Raw genomic sequence first — 15475 nt, forward strand, 5'->3', positions numbered from 1 at the left:
AAGAAAAATGGCGGCGCATGATACGCCACTTGGGCACATATTGAGAGCGATTATCTCACGACAAATACTTGAGGAAAGCCTGCGCGACGAAGTTCTTCACGGGCCTGTGTCTCTTGGCTGGGACTGACGGGGCCGACCTGAACGCGGTGAACGTCGGCCTCACTTTGCACTCGAACGCCGTGGGGTAACTCATCCGACAGCCGCTGTTGTAGCTGCTGCGCTCCTTCGGCACTCCCCAGCGCGGCCACCTGCAAATAAACGGCATGACCACTGCTCGGCTCGGCTGATGCCGCCCTAACAGGCCGAGTCTCAGAAACAGGCGTGGAAGCCGCAACGGCGGGGGCCGCCGATGTGGCTTGGGGGGACGAAACGCTGCCCCCTCGACCACGCTCGGCTAACCACTGAGCAGGGTCGATCGCCTCGACGCGCACGGGCCCGGTTCCGTTATCGAGAATCCCCAAGCGTGCTGCCGCCGCATAAGAGAGGTCGATTTCACGATCGCTATGGAACGGGCCGCGGTCATTGACGCGAACGATCACCGAGCGTCCGTTGTTCAAACTGGTGACCCTGGCAAAGGTGGGCAGCGGGAGCGAGCGGTGAGCTGCCGACATTTTGTACATATCGTAAATCTCACCGTTGGACGTGGCGTAGCCGTGGAATTTTTCACCATACCAAGACGCCGTACCCTGGCGCGCATAGCCGCGCGAGTCGGGGAGCACGTGATAGGTTTCGCCCCACACTTCATAGGTGGAACGGTTGCCCGCCCGGGAAGGCGCTTCGATTCGCGGCTCGGCATCGGGTACGGTGCTGACATCCGGCGGCGCCACGGGGTAGGCATCCCCTGACATGGCGTAGCGCTCACCACTGGCGGCCGCCGGAGCATTGGGCGCTGGGCTGGCACCGCCTACGTCTCCCGCCACTCTTTGCGGTGAAGAAGAGCTGGCGCAGCCGCTGATCAAGGCCGCGAGTAACAGCGAGCCGCTTAACAGGCGCACATCGATCCGCAGTTTAGTCATTCTCGGCCTCGGCTTGCTGCTGGATAGCTTCTGCCAACTCGGCGACCGCCATGGCGTAGAGGTGGCTGTGGTTATAGCGCGTAATCACGTAGAAGTTGAACTCCCCCAGCCGATAGCGCTCTTGGCCGTCAGCGACCTCAAGCAGCAGTGGCACCACTGGCGTATCGGGCGTTAAGGAAGTTTCCGTCACCACACCCTGCTCAGCGGCTTCGGCAGCCGTCGTGCTTGGGCGCACCGTCTGATTGAAGCTCAGCGCTTCAGGGAGTTCTTCGGGGCCTTCGGCTTCATGGTAAATCGCGCCGCCTCGTTGCCAACCATGCTCGGCGAAGTAATTGGCAACGCTACCAATCGCATCGACTGGGTTATTCCACAGATCGCGCTTCGCGTCACCGTCAAAATCGACGGCGTAAGCTTGATAGCTGGTAGGTATGAATTGAGGGTAGCCCATGGCCCCTGCATAGGAGCCGTAGAGCGATTCGGGTGCCACCTCTTGCTGATAGGCGATGGTCAAAAAGGCCGCTAGCTCGCCGCGAAAGAAATCGCCGCGTACCGGGTGGTGAAATGCCAGCGTGGCGAGAGAGTCCAACACTTTATGACGCCCTTTGTGGCGACCGTAGTAGGTCTCTACACCCAAGATGGCGGTAATCACTTCCGGCGGAACGCCGTATTCCGACTCGGCACGCGCCAGCGCATCGGCATGGGCCTTCATGAACGCGGCCCCTTCGTCGATACGCTGCTCGGTTAGAAAAATATCGCGATACTCGAACCAGCGCAGCCGACGCTCGGCCGCGCCTGCCATGGCATCCAACACTTCCTGTCGATAGCTTGCCTGAGCCAGCGCTTGCTCCAGCCACGCATTTGGCACGCCCTGCTCGGCCAGCTCGTCAGCCAATTGCTGGGTTTTCGGATTATGCTGCGGATCGAAACTGATCGTTTCCTCAGCGACGACCGCCGGGGCCGAACACGCTACTAGCATGGCAATGGCATAGCCACCCGCTTGACTTCGCGCCCTGTTCATTTGCTCACCACTCCTGTGAATTCATACTGCCACGGCCTTGACCGTCAGCGTGGCAGTAACCGCCGATGGGCGTGTATGGACATGAGAATACCGAACCCCGCTAACAAGGTCACGCTAGAGGTGCCGCCATAACTGACCAGTGGCAGCGGCACGCCCACCACCGGCAAGATGCCACTCACCATGCCCACATTGACGAATACATAGATAAAAAACGTCAGAATGATACTGCCTGCGAACAGGCGACCAAAGGTATCTTGGGACGATGCCGCCAGCCACAGCCCGCGGCCCACGATCATCACATACAGCGTCAGTAGCACCATCATACCCACCAGGCCAAACTCCTCACCCAACACGGCGATGATGAAATCGGTATGCCGCTCGGGCAAGAACTCGAGTTGGGACTGGGTACCTTCTAACCACCCTTTGCCCCATAGCCCACCGCTGCCGATGGCCGTAGTGGATTGTATGATGTTCCACCCGGAACCCAGCGGGTCGCTATCGGGGTCTAGAAACGTCAGCACCCGCTGTCGCTGATAGTTGTGCATGTTCATCCATAGCACCGGTAGGCCCGCCGCGCCCAGCGCTGCGACCAAACCGATCAACTTCCAGGAAAGCCCTGCCAGCAGCACGACGATCACCGCCGCGCTGGCCACCAACAGCGAGGTACCAAGATCTGGCTGAATGGCCGTTAGTACGACCGGTACACCAATGATCACCGCGCAGACCACGATATCGCGAAGACGTGGCGGCAACTGGCAGCGGTTCAAATATGCGGCCACCATCAGCGGCACCGCCAATTTCATCATCTCCGAAGGCTGAAAACGGATGACGCCAGGAATCTCAAGCCAGCGCTTGGCCCCCATGCCGATATCGCCAGCAATTTCTACCGCAATCAGCATGGCAAGACCCACCCCGTAGGCCAGCGGTGCCCAGCGTAAAAACGTCGAGGGGGAGAACTGGGCGATGATCACCATACCCGCCAGCGCCACGCCAAACCGAATGGCCTGGGCGATGACGGTATCGAGCCGCTGCCCCGAAGCGCTGTAAAGCACCAATAGACCCGCGCTCATCAGCACCAGTAGCATGCCGAGCAGCCAGGGATCGAGGTGGATACGTTCCCACACACTTTTGCGCCGGGCGATACCGCTGTCCGGCGGACGCGTTGGATAACGCCGCAACGAACGGGTAATCAGTTGCCAAGGCATCGCTAGTTGCCCTCCACGTTGGCGGTATCTTCCTCTAACACCTCTTTGACTTCCTCGACCTCGGGGGCATCATCTTCGAGCAGCCAAGCATCCGTCATCGCCCGTGCCAAATGCGCGGCATGAGTGCTGCCGCCCCCCGCGTTTTCGACGATGACCGATACCGCAATTTGTGGGTCGTCGATGGGCGCAAACGCCATGAAAAGCGCGTGATCACGTAGGCGCTCTTCGAGCTCTTCCGCGTTATAGCGCTGATCTTGACCAAGCGAGAACACCTGGGCCGTGCCTGACTTGCCCCCCATGCGATACTCGAGCCCCACCCCAGTTCGACGTGCCGTGCCCTCGCTGCCGCTGAGCACTTTTTCCATACCGCTATATACCCGATCCCACCAGTTATCGTTGGCCAGTTCGATATCGGGCAGCGTATCGGGGAGCTCTTCGGGCACCGGCTGCTCGCCAATACGCAGGGCCAAGCGCGGCTTCACCCAATGGCCACGATTGGCCAAGGCAGCGGTAGCGCTGGCAAGCTGCAGCGGTGTGACCTGCCAATACCCTTGACCAATGCCTACCGAGAGCGTTTCGCCGGGATACCACGGCTGATTGAACCGCGCCCGCTTCCAGTCACGCGAGGGCATCAGCCCCGTGCTTTCTCCCTGAACGTCGTGCGCCACGCGTTGGCCAAAGCCGAAGTTGGTCATCTGTTCGTGGAGCTTGTCGATACCGAGGTCGTGGGCAAGAGAGTAGTAGTAGGTGTTATTCGATACGGCAATGGAGCGCTCCATATCGACACGCCCATGCCCCCAGCGCAGCCAATTACGATAGCGGCGAGAATCGTTGGGTAATTGATAGAAACCGGGATCGTTGATGGTGCTATCCGGGGTGATCACGCCCTCGACCAACCCTGCCAGCGCCAAGAAGGGCTTGATGGTCGACCCCGGCGGGTAGTGACCGCGAATGGCACGGTTGAACAGCGGCAGGTCGATATCTTCCTGCAGCGCTCGATAAGAAGCGACATCAATGCCGGTCACGAACTGGTTACTATCGAATCCAGGGGTCGACACCATCGCCAAAATTTCGCCAGTGCTGGGCACGATAGCCACGATGGAACCGCGTCGCCCATCAAGCAGCTCGTAAGCCAGCATTTGCAAGGAGCGGTCGAGAGTCAAGGTGAGGTTGGCACCGGGCACGGGGTCGGTACGGCCCAATTCGCGTAGAACGCGGCCCCGTGCGTTGGTTTCGACCTTACGTAGTCCGGCCTCGCCGTGGAGTTCAGTCTCGTAAAAACGCTCGACGCCGGTTTTGCCAATGAAATGGGTACCCGCATAGCGTCCTGGGTCGAGCTCCTGTAGCTCTTCTGCGTTGATACGCCCGACGTACCCCAGAGCGTGGGCCATGACGTCCGCATCGGGATAGTAGCGAAGCAGTTGAGCCTCGACTTCGACGCCGGGCAACCGGTGGCGATTGACGGCCAGCCGAGCGATCTGCTCTTCGCTCAGGTCGCTCATCAACAGCGCAGGCTGAAACGGTCGCTGGCGCTGGCGGGAACGCACTTGAAACGCCTCGATCTCCTCCTCAGGCAACTCCAGAAGATCGACCAGCAAAGAGAGCGTCTCATCGAGATCATCGACTCGCTCACGCACCAGGGTCAAATTGTAGGTAGGCCGGTTCTCCGCCAACAGCACACCGTTGCGGTCGTAGATCAACCCACGATTAGGCGGCAGAGGCTCGACCCGTACGCGGTTTTTTTCAGAGCGAGTGCTGTAGAGATCGTGCTGCACGATCTGTAGGTAGCCTAGTCGACTAACCAACAGGCTAGTCAGCACCACGACCACTAACACGGCGAGCAGTGCCCTGACACGGAAAATACGCAGTTCTTGCTCGGGAATTTTTAGCGTGTCACGGCGCTGAGGCATGGCAACAGAGGACTCTCACAAAACAATAAAAGCGGCGGCCCCAGTGGGGAGTAAACACAATTTAGCCGTAGATCGGCCTTTAACGCCTAGCGGTGATAGGGATGACCCACCAACAGTGTCCAGGCGCGGTAGAGCTGTTCTGCCAGCATGATTCTGACGAGTGGGTGGGGCAGCGTCAGCGGCGAGAGAGACCACGCTTTGTCCGCCGTGGCGGACAGAGAAGGCTCCAAACCGTCCGGACCGCCCACGAGCAGAACGACGTCCCGCCCCTCCATACGCCAAGCATCTGCTTCTCGGGCGAGCTGCTCGGTGGTCCAAGGCTTCCCTTTGACTTCGAGCGCGACCACGATCTCATCGCCGCGCAGTTTTTCGCGAATGCGCTGTGCTTCTTGCGCACGCGCTTTGGCGATATCGGCATTCTTACCGCGCTGACCAAGAGGAATTTCTTCGATTTCGAGCGTGAAATCCCGAGGGAGCCGCTTGCGGTAGGTCTCAACGCCCTGCTCTACCCACGCGGGCATTTTGGTTCCCACCGCCAACAGCCGAATCCTCATGACATCGTGGCTCGCTCTTCGAACTGCTTGAGCGATTCACTCACCGCGCCAGCATCGCTGGGCAAGTCTGCCCATAGCCGCTCGAGATCGTAAAGCGCACGCGCTTCGGGCAGCATGATGTGGACAACGATGTCACCCAGATCGACCAGTACCCAGTCTGCATTGTCGCCGCCTTCTACACCGCGGGGATGAAGTCCGGATGCTTTGGCTTTCTCGACGAGATTTTGGGCCAGCGCCGACACGTGACGAGTCGAGGTACCGCTGGCAATCAGCATCAGGTCGGTCACTTCGGTGAGTTTGGCAACGTCGAGTTGCGTGATATCACGTGCTTTGAGCTCTTCTAGCGCGTCGATCGCTAGGTTTTTCAGTGTATCGATGTGCATGACTCCTGAAGGCAACCCCTTGTGGTAGTGACGTATGGTGATGACGTGTCGATTGATAAAATGCGATGACGGCACCACCTGATCGGTGGCACCGAACTGCAAGCGGGCCATTGTAACGGCTTCTTTCGCGACTGCCAGCGCTATGCACCGGTTTGATAAAGCCGCTCACTGAAAATTGCTTGCTCCACCGCTTCAGGCACCAGATACCGCACGCTTTTCCCCTCTTTCAACCGTTGGCGTATGTACGTTGCCGATATCGCCATCCGTGATGGCAGCTCCAACTGTAAAACACCACCCCGCGTGCGCGTCATCAGTTCGCTGACACTACTGACTTCGCGATGGCCAACCAGTTCCTTCAGTGCGGACGGCCAAGGCGATGGATAGCCTGGACGCGCAATGACCACCACATGCGCCAGCCCAAACACCTGCTCGGCGCGGTCCCAGTTGGCCAAGCGCAAAAACGCATCCTGGCCGATGACCATGACCAGCGACACCTCGTCGCCGTAGTGCTGGCGAAGCTCCGCCAGCGTATCGACACTGTAGGAAGGGCCCTCCCGTCGAAGCTCACGATCATCGGCTACGAGACCACAGGCATCGCCAATGCCCGCTTGCAGGAGCGCAAAGCGTTGGGCGGCCGATACTTGGGGTGTATCGCGCAGGGGCGGCTTTGGCGCAGGCACCATGTGCAGCGTCGCAAGCCCCAGGGCTTCACGCACTTCCAATGCACTGCGCAGGTGACCATGATGAACCGGGTCGAAAGTGCCCCCCATCATGCCCACCCGCAATGGCGGCGGGCGTCTTGATGTCTCGCTCATTGGCGAACCTGACCGTCACCTAGCACGATGTATTTCTGGGTCGTCAATCCTTCAAGTCCCACCGGCCCACGGGCATGCAGCTTATCGGTAGAAATACCGATTTCAGCGCCTAAGCCGTACTCGAAGCCATCGGCAAAGCGAGTCGAGGCATTGACGACGACCGAACTCGAATCCACCTCTGCCATGAAGCGTCTCGCCAATGAGTAATCTTGTGTCACGATGGCATCGGTATGGTGGGAGCCATAGCGCTCGATGTGTTCGATGGCCTCGTCCACGCCGTCCACCACTTTGATGGCCAGGATGGGAGCCAGGTACTCTGCTTGCCAATCCTCCTCGCTGGCCTCGAGCGCCTGGGGCAATAGTGCTCGTGTACGCTCGCAGCCACGCAGCTCGACGTCGTGCTCGGCATATGCCCGGGCCAGCTCTGGCAGTAAGATATCCGCAACCGCAGCGTCCACTAACAAGGTTTCCATGGTGTTGCAGGTGCCATAGCGGTGAGTTTTAGCATTGACCGCTATGGACAGCGCTTTGGCAGGATCGGCCGTCGCATCGATATAGACATGACACACGCCGTCCAAATGCTTGATGACGGGCACTTTGGCATCGCGGGAGATGCGCTCGATCAACGATTTACCACCCCGTGGAATGATCACGTCGATATACGCTGGCATGGCGATCATCTCCCCTACGGCGGCACGGTCGGTCGTCGCCACGACTTGCACGGTGCCTGCTGGAAGCCCCACATCGGACAGCCCTGCCTGTAAACAGCGGCTCAGCGCCGCGTTGGAAGCGCTTGCCTCAGAGCCACCGCGCAACACGCAGGCGTTGCCCGACTTCAGGCACAGGCTAGCGGCTTCGATGGTCACGTTGGGACGCGACTCGTAAATGATGCCTATCACGCCCAGCGGCACACGCATTTTACCCACTTGAATACCGCTCGGGCGATAGCGCATACCGTCGATCTCGCCGACGGGGTCCGGCAAAGTAGCTACTTGACGAAGTCCCTCGATCATTGCGTCAATGCGCTGATCATTGAGCGACAAACGATCCAACAGCGCGCTATCCAGGCCGTTTTCTCGCCCTCGCTGCATGTCTTGCGCGTTGGCCTGTAAAATCTCGCTTCGCGCGGCATCGACGCGCGATGCCATGGCGATCAGCGCTTGGTTCTTGACATGCGTATCGGCGCGACGCAGAACGCTGGCAGCGGCTCGGGCACTTTTCCCTACCTGCTGCATGTACGCGGGCACATCCCCGGCAGCCAGATGGTGTTGGGCGTCTTGTTGGAATGTCTCAGAACCGCGCATGCGATCTCCCTGTGTCGTAAGCGTTACCGATGAAGTGCGGCGTATCGTATCGCCGAATGGCCTAATACTGAGTGATTCGAAGGACGAGGCCAAGCAATGCGTTATGCTAGGGACATTCGCCATCAGGTAAATAGTAAGCCACCATGCAAAGCAAATACAAAATCAGCCTATTGAGGGCTAATCTACTTGCCGCGGCCGTCGCTTTATCGCTCTGGATACCCAGCGCGGAACCTGCAGCGGCAGTCATGATGTGGCTTTCCATCGGCTGGCTCTTGATCACCGCCTTGATCCTGGATTTTAGCCATCGCCGCTCCCGAGGTTTGCCCTGGCAAATGCTCGCAGGCACACTTCTGTTGGGACTCATCGCCTCCGCACCAGACCGACATGCGCTACTCATTTGGGCTTGGGGGGCCGTGTTCATGCTACCCCAGGATCGTTGGGCGGCCATTTTCAACGGTGGCGCTGCGCTGGTCAGTTGCCTCGTGCTGATGCCTCATATCCCGCTCCCCGAATGGCTGTTGATGACACTCTCCTTGAGCATCCTACTGCTGCTGGCCATGTCGCGCACCCACCAACTGCTGACGATCAATGGCGTCATTCGTCAGCGGTTACGCCTCATACCCGGTTTGAATCTGTGGGCTGGCGAGCAGTTGTTGCGAGACTTGATACGCGAACAGACCCGCTCCGAGCGTGAAGCCATTCATGCCGACGTACTCATCGTTCGGGTAAGAAGACGCCAGCTTTGGCCGGTGGCACAAAAACTATGCGAACTTACCTACGATTTCGAGAACGTCTACCGTCTCAACAGCACGACGCTGGCTACCTTGATGCTCTCCAAAACCCCAGGAGAAGCTGACAGCCGCCGGACGCTATTAGTGGCCGCCCTGCCTGATAACGTGCTCACGCAACACACCCCCCTGATGGACATCGAGCTTGCCTCGTTGACGCTCGACGAGTTGAGCCACTTTCCAGCATCCCACCTACGTGAGGTGGCATGAATACCCTCTTTTCCCCAAAACGTCTCATGACCTTGGCTTACGGTACTAGCATTATCGCGATGGTCGCCTATACGCTATGGCTCTATGCCATGGGTAGCTACCGCGAGTTGCTGGTGCCTCTGTTCGTGTCACTCTTGCTATTAGCGTGCCTGTTAATGCACGTGGGCCAGGGCACTCAGTCGGCGCTGCCTCGCTTGGTACTGCTGATCAGCACCTACGTCGTCGTGCTGAGCGCGGTGAATGCCAACGTGGAAACGTCCTCCCTGTGGTGGGGATTACCGATGGCTGCGACGTTTTTGCTGCTTCCTTTATGGACTGCTCTGGCGGTCAACACGGCGAGCTTGATCGCCTGGTGGTGGCTGGCGCCGGTCGGCGTCATACCACTTTCGCTAGGTGTGGTCGTCTTGGCCCTGCTGCTTGCGCTGCCTCCTTGGGAACACGCCCGACGTCGCGCATTGCTTCGCGCCACGGACCCCAATGACAGTGACTGCAACGCCTACCATGTCGACACGTTAAAAGAGCGCTTGAACAACGAATTCCAGCGTGCTGCCATGTTGAACAAACGCTTGGCCGTCTTGGTGCTCCACCTCCCGCAATTGGACATGGCCGGAGAGCAGTTTGGCCAGCGGGCCCAAACGGCACTGTTAGCCGCGCTGTGTCAGGAGGTCAACAGTCGCTGCCGAGACCACGACATTCTGGGCCGCGCAGGCAGCGCTACGTTTTGGCTGGTGCTGCCAGATACCAGTGAGAGCGGCGCGCTGCTCGTGCGTGAACGGCTGCAGCGGTCGCTGTCACACTGCGTACTGGTCGAGACCGGACAGCTGGAAGTCCGCATCGCCACCTGCCTGCCGCTACGCAAAGAGAGCTTCGAGCGCTACATACAGCGACTGGAAGCACGCGCCGACGCGATGGCCAACGTCTAGTTTTCTTGTTTTGTGGATGGATTCACTCTTGCCGACTGCTGACACGCTCCTTTCTCTTTCGCTTTCGCCGACGGCGCTATTACTTCTGGTACTGGGCATTGCGCTGATTGAATCTCTCGCGCTGGTGGGATTACTCGTGCCAGGCGTCGTACTGATCACGGCGGCCGCGTCGATGGCAGGGCATCAGATGATTGCCCTCCCTTGGCTAATCGGCGCGGCTTTCATCGGGGCCGTACTTGGCGACGGCTTGAGCTACTTACTGGGCGCGCGTTACAGCGAGCGTGTGCTGACACGCTGGCCGCTATCGCAACATCCAGAGTGGCTGGGCCGAGGAGCGCGCTTCTTCGAGCATTACGGCGTTTACTCGGTGTTCATTGGCCGTTTCGTCGGCCCGGTGCGCCCTATCATTCCGCTTGTTGCTGGCATGATGCACATGCCAACGCGAACTTTTCTACTGGCCAACATCACGTCGGCTGCACTCTGGGCTCCGGCCTATCTGCTGCCAGGCTACTTGCTGGGCCACACCTGGCAGCAACGGCTCGACCTTCCTGCTAACGTGGAGATGGCCCTTTTTGTCATGGCCGCCAGCATCGTGGGGCTCGCTATCGTGTTCTCATGGGGGCGGGCTCAGGTGGGACGTGATGGCCGTGTGTATTTCTTCATCGCTCGGCTGGCTCGGCGCGTACCCGCCATACGGCGCCCCTGGCTAGCCATGAGCCGTAGTGGCGAGGTGCCCTTGGCGTCGCTGTTCTTATCGCTCCTCGCGCTCACCTTGGCATGCGCGTGGACACTGCTGGTGCTGAAGCACCCCGAGCCACTGATGATCGACCTTCAGGCACAGCGGCTCTTCGCTTGGCTCGACACCGACTGGCTGACGGCGACCAGCCTGGTGCTCGCCAAAATAGGTGACAAGGCTGGAATCGTCGCGCTGACGCTCCCTTGGTTCGGCTGGCTCGTCTGGATCAAACGGTGGGATTTACTGACCCATGGAGCGCTGGCATTGGGAGGCATCGGCGCGCTCAATACCTTGGGTAAGGCCGTTTTTGCAAGACCCAGGCCCGACACACCGGAGTATCTGACCGGGTCGTTCTCCTACCCCAGCGCGCATACATCGACCTGGGTCGTCGTCGTTGGCCTATTCGCCGCTTTCGCTGCATCGCGACTGCCTCGACAAAGGCGCATGTGGGTTTATTGGCTAGCCATGGTAACGGCGCTGCCGATGGCGCTGTCACGCTTGGTGCTGGGCGTTCACTGGCTGAGTGATCTCATCGGCGGTGCATTGCTGGGATTGGTCGTGTGCGCCGTGGTTCAAATCAACTGGCAGCGCCGCTATCGGCTACCGCTGCCAGCGCTGCCCTGGGCAGCGCTGTTGCTGGGGCCACTCGTGCTATTGAGCGTACGCGTAGCGTTCTTTCCGCCCGTCTGAGGCGTTACGCTCAACCAAGCGCTAGCCAAAGACCTACACCGATCATCAACGTACCCGCAATACGGTTTAATAGCCTGACATTACCACTTTTGCCTAGCACCTTACGTAGCGTTTTCCCACCAGTGGCATACACCAGCATGCTGGCAAATTCGATGGTCAGAATTACCGCGATCAACAGGCTCAACTGCGGAGCCAAAGGCCTGCTGCCGTCCAAAAAGGGGGGCAACAGCACCATGAAAAATGCCCACCCCTTGGGATTGGCCACCGCGGTGACCAGCCCCTGAGTCGCTAACTGAAGACGCCCCGCCGCGGGCCCCGTATCCAGCTCGCTAGGAATGGCCATCCGCCCACGTGAGCGCCACATCATGATGCCCAAATAAGCCAAATAGGCACCGCCCACCCACTTGAAGGCGATGAATAGTTCGGGCTGGCGCAGCATCAACGCAGCGACGCCCGCCCCCGCCGCCGCCGCTACGAAACCGACGCCGATAAGCTCCCCGATCATCATCCACAGAGTGCGCTTGACGCCTTGCGTCATGCCCAACACCATGGCCAGTGTCATGCACATGCCTGGTGTTAACGAGACGAAGAGAAACGTCGGTACGAAGACCGAGAGCGTCGCCCATGACATCATGACGAACCTTCCTTGTTTTGCGCATCGCGAGAGGTGGCCGCGGCGTGTTGCTCTTCGCCCCAGCGCGGCATCAGCGTATGCGCGATCCCCAACTGATTGAGAATGCGCGCCACGATGAAGTCGATCAAATCTTCCAGGTGCTGGGGACGATGATAGAACCCCGGTGCGGCGGGCAGAATTACTACCCCCAGGCGACTCAGCGCCAGCATGTGCTCTAAGTGAATCGGCGAAAAAGGGCTTTCGCGCGGCACCATGACCAGCGTGCGACGCTCTTTGATGGCGACGTCCGCCGCCCGCTCTATCAAGTTGTTACTCGCGCCGGTGGCCACTGCCGACAAAGTGCCCGTTGAGCAGGGGCAAACGACCATGGCCGACGGTGCGCCCGACCCAGATGCCACCGGTGCCATCCAATCCTCGCGACCGAAACAACGGATCTGCCCAGGCTGCGCACCGCTGCGTTCAGTCAGCGCCTCGACCAAACGCTGCGGCTGAGCCGGAAGGGACACATCGGTTTCCGTGGCGATCACCATATGGGCTGCTTTGGAAATCATGACCCATACTTCGTGCCCAGCCTTCACCAACACATCGATCAATCTCAGACCGTACTGAGCACCTGACGCCCCGGTAAGGGCAACGGTGACCGGTGGCTTGAACGTCGTCGTCACTGTTCTAGCTCCTTCTTGGTCAATGCGTTCAATAAACGCTCATGTACCCCTTCAAAGCCACCGTTGGACATCACCACGATACGATCTAGCGGTGACGCTTGTGTGACCACGGCCTCCACCAGCGCCTCGATATTGTCAAACAGTGCGGCGCGCTCCCCCTGGGCCTCGACGAGCGACTCCATTGACCAAGCCACGTTGCTGGGCTGAAACCAAAACACCGCATCTGCCTCGGCAACGCTATCAATCAATCGCTCACGCAGCGCGCCTAAGCGCATGGTGTTGGAACGCGGCTCGATCACCGCCAGTAGGCGGCCCTTGGTCGTGGCGGCGCGCAAGCCCTCCAGCGTGGCAGCAATCGCCGTGGGATGGTGAGCAAAATCATCGATGACCTGAATACCGTTGATCTCTCCTCGGAGCTCCTGGCGGCGACGGGGTGTTTGAAAACGTGCCAACGCGGCACAGGCGCGCGCTAACTGCACCCCGCACAGGCGCGCAGCGGCCAGCGCCGCCAAGGCGTTACGCGCGTTGTATTCACCAGTGAGCGTCCACTCGACGACACCATCCTCCTCGCCCTGGTCGCTGACATGCAGCACCTGGAAACGGCTGGCATCGGGACGCTCCAAGCGAAGCTGCCATTGGCTGCTGGCGTCGGTGCCAAAACGGGACACCGGCGACCAAGTGCCCATCGAGAGCACCCGTTCCAACGCAGGCTGTTGATCGGCGACCAGCAACTGCCCTTTGCGAGGTACGATGCGGACTAAATGATGAAACTGTCGCTCGATGGCGGCTAAGTCTGGAAAAATGTCGGCGTGATCGAACTCGAGATTGTTCATCACTGCGATATGCGGGCGGTAGTGCACGAATTTGGAGCGCTTGTCGAAAAAGGCCGTATCGTATTCGTCGGCCTCCACCACGAAGGGAGCATCAAAGGCGCCCAAACGAGCGGAAACACCAAAGTTGCGCGGCACGCCACCAATCAAAAAGCCAGGAGACAAACCGGCGCTCTCCAGCAGCCACGCCAGCAGGCTGGCGGTGGTTGTCTTGCCGTGGGTACCCGCCACGGCAAGCACTTGTCGCCCCGGGAGCACATACTCGGCCAACCACTGCGCACCGGAGGTGTAGCGCAGGCCACTATCGAGCAGCGCCTCGACCTCGGGGTTCCCTCGCGAAAGCGCATTACCCACCACCACCAAGTCGATGGCACCCGACAGATTCTCCTCACGATAGCCTTCCATCAGGGTGATGCCCGCCTCCGGGAGCTGCGTGCTCATCGGTGGATACACATTGGCATCGGAGCCGCTCACCTCATGGCCCAATTCCCGCGCGAGTAGTGCAAGGCTCCCCATAAAGGTGCCACAGATACCGATAATGTGCAGACGCATGGGCCAAGCGCTCCCTTCCTAACCATTTCAAACGATTGAACTTACCGAACCTACCAATCAGCGAGCGCTGAGATTAGCACGCCACGCGATGATGCTCACCTTGTTCGCAAGAAGAGAGGGGGCAGACGGCCGAGAAAGTGACAATGGAGACGATTTATTGCAGGATGCGCCCACCTATTGTTCGCCATTTACATTGACAGCCCTGCACCGTGACCCAAAGGGCAGAACAGGAGTCCATCATGCGTGTATTGATTCGCTACTTTTTTAGAGGTGTTCGCATCTTGCTGGCGCCGGTCATGCTGATCTCAGAGAAGCTATCGACCCCTTCCGCCGTGGAGCGCTCTCCAGAAGAGCAAGCACGCGTCGATGCCGAATGCCAGAAACTCGCGCTCTATCAGTTTCGAACGTGCCCATTTTGTATCAAAGTGCGTAAAGAGATGGCGCGCCTAGGGCTCAACATCGAGCTGCGGGATGCCCAACTGGACCCCGACCACAAACAGGCGCTGCTGGAAGGCGGCGGCAAAGTCAAAGTCCCCTGCCTGAAAATTGAGCATGATGACGGCCAGGCAACGTGGCTCTATGAATCGGATGAGATCAACCGCTGGCTGCATCAGCGCTTTGCGAGTCACTAACGACTTTTAGAACTCTACTCTTTGTGCGGCCAGCTCGAAGTTAACGCGAATATCGATGCCCTCCGATATGCTGGGGGGTGTCTCAGCGTCGTGTTGAAGCGCTAAAACGCCGTGAATCTCGCCTTGCAGGTGTAACTCGCGCCCTTGCTGCTCCACGTGGTTCAACGACACATCAATATCGCCTCCTTCCGAGGTGTAAAGGGGGGGTATGGCCGTGGGTCCAATGAGCTGCATGACCTTGGCCGAGACGAGTTCATCTCCCTCCAATACGAAACTCAGCACCAGCGCCTCTTGGGCATCCCACTCCAGCGGGTCGACGAAACCGGTGACCTCGACTTGTCGCTGGTCGCCGACATCCATGAACGTCGCATTGGAATCGTCACTTTGTCGTAATACGAACCAAGCACGCTCGTCACCGTCCAATGTCCCGACTATATTCGCCGACTCGTCAGCGCCTGCTAACAGCGCACCGCCCGTTAATGCACTGGCGAGTAGCCAGCCAACCCCTTGTTTGAACATCGCCTACGACACCTTCTGTGGTCTGTTCGAGGCTAGCCAGCCAAAGCACTGGCACGCATCGACTTTTGTCTAACACCCTGGTCTACAACGT

At 59.3% G+C, this 15475-nt stretch carries 16 protein-coding genes; 4 read left to right on the forward strand and 12 right to left on the reverse strand.

Annotated features, from left to right (window positions below; genetic code table 11):
- Nucleotides 1-50: 50 nt before the first annotated feature.
- The 8 genes from FHJ80_RS14970 to FHJ80_RS15005 form a co-directional block, all read right to left on the reverse strand.
- On the reverse strand, nt 51-1016 hold the full coding sequence (locus FHJ80_RS14970; RefSeq protein WP_139528128.1) for a septal ring lytic transglycosylase RlpA family protein: 966 nt from the start codon (nt 1014-1016) through the stop codon (nt 51-53).
- Nucleotides 1009-2034 carry a lytic murein transglycosylase B gene (gene mltB / locus FHJ80_RS14975; protein ID WP_139528129.1) on the reverse strand — a complete coding sequence of 342 codons (1026 nt, stop codon included), beginning with the start codon at nt 2032-2034 and terminating at the stop codon, nt 1009-1011. Before mltB ends, FHJ80_RS14970 begins: the two co-directional genes overlap by 8 nt.
- A gap of 44 nt (nt 2035-2078) precedes the next feature.
- Nucleotides 2079-3239 (reverse strand): rod shape-determining protein RodA, encoded by a 1161-nt coding sequence (gene rodA, locus FHJ80_RS14980; RefSeq protein ID WP_139528130.1) that lies wholly within the window; start codon nt 3237-3239, stop codon nt 2079-2081.
- Nucleotides 3240-3241: 2 nt separating this feature from the next.
- Entirely contained in the window at nt 3242-5149 is a 1908-nt protein-coding gene (gene mrdA / locus FHJ80_RS14985) for a penicillin-binding protein 2 (protein ID WP_139528131.1), read from the reverse strand.
- Nucleotides 5150-5235: 86 nt separating this feature from the next.
- A complete protein-coding gene (gene rlmH, locus FHJ80_RS14990) occupies nt 5236-5703 on the reverse strand; it encodes a 23S rRNA (pseudouridine(1915)-N(3))-methyltransferase RlmH (RefSeq protein ID WP_139528132.1) in 468 nt (155 codons plus the stop codon).
- A complete protein-coding gene (gene rsfS / locus FHJ80_RS14995; RefSeq protein ID WP_139528220.1) occupies nt 5700-6086 on the reverse strand; it encodes a ribosome silencing factor in 387 nt (128 codons plus the stop codon). Before rsfS ends, rlmH begins: the two co-directional genes overlap by 4 nt.
- 140 nt (nt 6087-6226) lie before the next feature.
- On the reverse strand, nt 6227-6901 hold the full coding sequence (gene nadD, locus FHJ80_RS15000) for a nicotinate-nucleotide adenylyltransferase (RefSeq protein ID WP_139528133.1): 675 nt from the start codon (nt 6899-6901) through the stop codon (nt 6227-6229).
- Nucleotides 6898-8205 carry a glutamate-5-semialdehyde dehydrogenase gene (locus FHJ80_RS15005; protein WP_139528134.1) on the reverse strand — a complete coding sequence of 436 codons (1308 nt, stop codon included), beginning with the start codon at nt 8203-8205 and terminating at the stop codon, nt 6898-6900. Before FHJ80_RS15005 ends, nadD begins: the two co-directional genes overlap by 4 nt.
- Nucleotides 8206-8450: 245 nt before the next feature.
- Between FHJ80_RS15005 and FHJ80_RS15010 the strand changes: the two genes are divergently transcribed.
- The 3 genes from FHJ80_RS15010 to FHJ80_RS15020 are packed head-to-tail and all read left to right on the forward strand — an operon-like array spanning nt 8451 to nt 11552.
- On the forward strand, nt 8451-9203 hold the full coding sequence (locus tag FHJ80_RS15010) for a hypothetical protein (protein WP_369692958.1): 753 nt from the start codon (nt 8451-8453) through the stop codon (nt 9201-9203).
- Nucleotides 9200-10126, forward strand: a complete 927-nt coding sequence (locus FHJ80_RS15015; RefSeq protein ID WP_139528136.1) for a diguanylate cyclase domain-containing protein — start codon at nt 9200-9202, stop codon at nt 10124-10126. Before FHJ80_RS15010 ends, FHJ80_RS15015 begins: the two co-directional genes overlap by 4 nt.
- Before the next feature lie 28 nt (nt 10127-10154).
- The gene (locus tag FHJ80_RS15020) at nt 10155-11552 is read left to right on the forward strand and encodes a bifunctional DedA family/phosphatase PAP2 family protein (protein ID WP_139528137.1); all 1398 of its coding nucleotides are present in this window, start codon (nt 10155-10157) and stop codon (nt 11550-11552) included.
- A gap of 10 nt (nt 11553-11562) precedes the next feature.
- Here FHJ80_RS15020 and FHJ80_RS15025 read toward each other — a convergent pair whose 3' ends face one another.
- Genes FHJ80_RS15025 through mpl form a run of 3 tightly spaced genes read right to left on the reverse strand, consistent with a single transcriptional unit; the run spans nt 11563 to nt 14233 of the window.
- Nucleotides 11563-12186 carry a LysE family translocator gene (locus FHJ80_RS15025; protein ID WP_174788519.1) on the reverse strand — a complete coding sequence of 208 codons (624 nt, stop codon included), beginning with the start codon at nt 12184-12186 and terminating at the stop codon, nt 11563-11565.
- Nucleotides 12183-12851, reverse strand: a complete 669-nt coding sequence (locus FHJ80_RS15030) for a flavin prenyltransferase UbiX (RefSeq protein ID WP_139528138.1) — start codon at nt 12849-12851, stop codon at nt 12183-12185. Before FHJ80_RS15030 ends, FHJ80_RS15025 begins: the two co-directional genes overlap by 4 nt.
- The gene (mpl, locus tag FHJ80_RS15035) at nt 12848-14233 is read right to left on the reverse strand and encodes a UDP-N-acetylmuramate:L-alanyl-gamma-D-glutamyl-meso-diaminopimelate ligase (RefSeq protein WP_139528139.1); all 1386 of its coding nucleotides are present in this window, start codon (nt 14231-14233) and stop codon (nt 12848-12850) included. Before mpl ends, FHJ80_RS15030 begins: the two co-directional genes overlap by 4 nt.
- A gap of 239 nt (nt 14234-14472) precedes the next feature.
- Between mpl and FHJ80_RS15040 the strand changes: the two genes are divergently transcribed.
- Entirely contained in the window at nt 14473-14865 is a 393-nt protein-coding gene (locus FHJ80_RS15040; protein WP_139528140.1) for a glutaredoxin, read from the forward strand.
- 6 nt (nt 14866-14871) lie between these two features.
- Here the strand turns inward: FHJ80_RS15040 and FHJ80_RS15045 are convergent, their stop codons facing one another.
- Nucleotides 14872-15384 carry a hypothetical protein gene (locus tag FHJ80_RS15045; protein ID WP_255303972.1) on the reverse strand — a complete coding sequence of 171 codons (513 nt, stop codon included), beginning with the start codon at nt 15382-15384 and terminating at the stop codon, nt 14872-14874.
- Nucleotides 15385-15475: the final 91 nt, after the last annotated feature.

The sequence above is a fragment of the Halomonas sp. BL6 genome (assembly GCF_006228115.1).
Classification (GTDB): Bacteria; Pseudomonadota; Gammaproteobacteria; order Pseudomonadales; family Halomonadaceae; genus Vreelandella; species Vreelandella piezotolerans.

Excerpts from the sequence above, each read along its gene's own strand:
- FHJ80_RS14970 (WP_139528128.1), bottom strand. The coding sequence starts at position 1,016 with ATGACTAAACTGCGGATCGATGTGCGCCTGTTAAGCGGCTCGCTGTTA.
- mltB (WP_139528129.1), bottom strand. The coding sequence starts at position 2,034 with ATGAACAGGGCGCGAAGTCAAGCGGGTGGCTATGCCATTGCCATGCTA.
- rodA (WP_139528130.1), bottom strand. The coding sequence starts at position 3,239 with ATGCCTTGGCAACTGATTACCCGTTCGTTGCGGCGTTATCCAACGCGT.
- mrdA (WP_139528131.1), bottom strand. The coding sequence starts at position 5,149 with ATGCCTCAGCGCCGTGACACGCTAAAAATTCCCGAGCAAGAACTGCGT.
- rlmH (WP_139528132.1), bottom strand. The coding sequence starts at position 5,703 with ATGAGGATTCGGCTGTTGGCGGTGGGAACCAAAATGCCCGCGTGGGTA.
- rsfS (WP_139528220.1), bottom strand. The coding sequence starts at position 6,086 with ATGCACATCGATACACTGAAAAACCTAGCGATCGACGCGCTAGAAGAG.
- nadD (WP_139528133.1), bottom strand. The coding sequence starts at position 6,901 with ATGAGCGAGACATCAAGACGCCCGCCGCCATTGCGGGTGGGCATGATG.
- FHJ80_RS15005 (WP_139528134.1), bottom strand. The coding sequence starts at position 8,205 with ATGCGCGGTTCTGAGACATTCCAACAAGACGCCCAACACCATCTGGCT.
- FHJ80_RS15010 (WP_369692958.1), top strand. The coding sequence starts at position 8,451 with ATGATGTGGCTTTCCATCGGCTGGCTCTTGATCACCGCCTTGATCCTG.
- FHJ80_RS15015 (WP_139528136.1), top strand. The coding sequence starts at position 9,200 with ATGAATACCCTCTTTTCCCCAAAACGTCTCATGACCTTGGCTTACGGT.
- FHJ80_RS15025 (WP_174788519.1), bottom strand. The coding sequence starts at position 12,186 with ATGATGTCATGGGCGACGCTCTCGGTCTTCGTACCGACGTTTCTCTTC.
- mpl (WP_139528139.1), bottom strand. The coding sequence starts at position 14,233 with ATGCGTCTGCACATTATCGGTATCTGTGGCACCTTTATGGGGAGCCTT.
- FHJ80_RS15040 (WP_139528140.1), top strand. The coding sequence starts at position 14,473 with ATGCGTGTATTGATTCGCTACTTTTTTAGAGGTGTTCGCATCTTGCTG.
- FHJ80_RS15045 (WP_255303972.1), bottom strand. The coding sequence starts at position 15,384 with ATGTTCAAACAAGGGGTTGGCTGGCTACTCGCCAGTGCATTAACGGGC.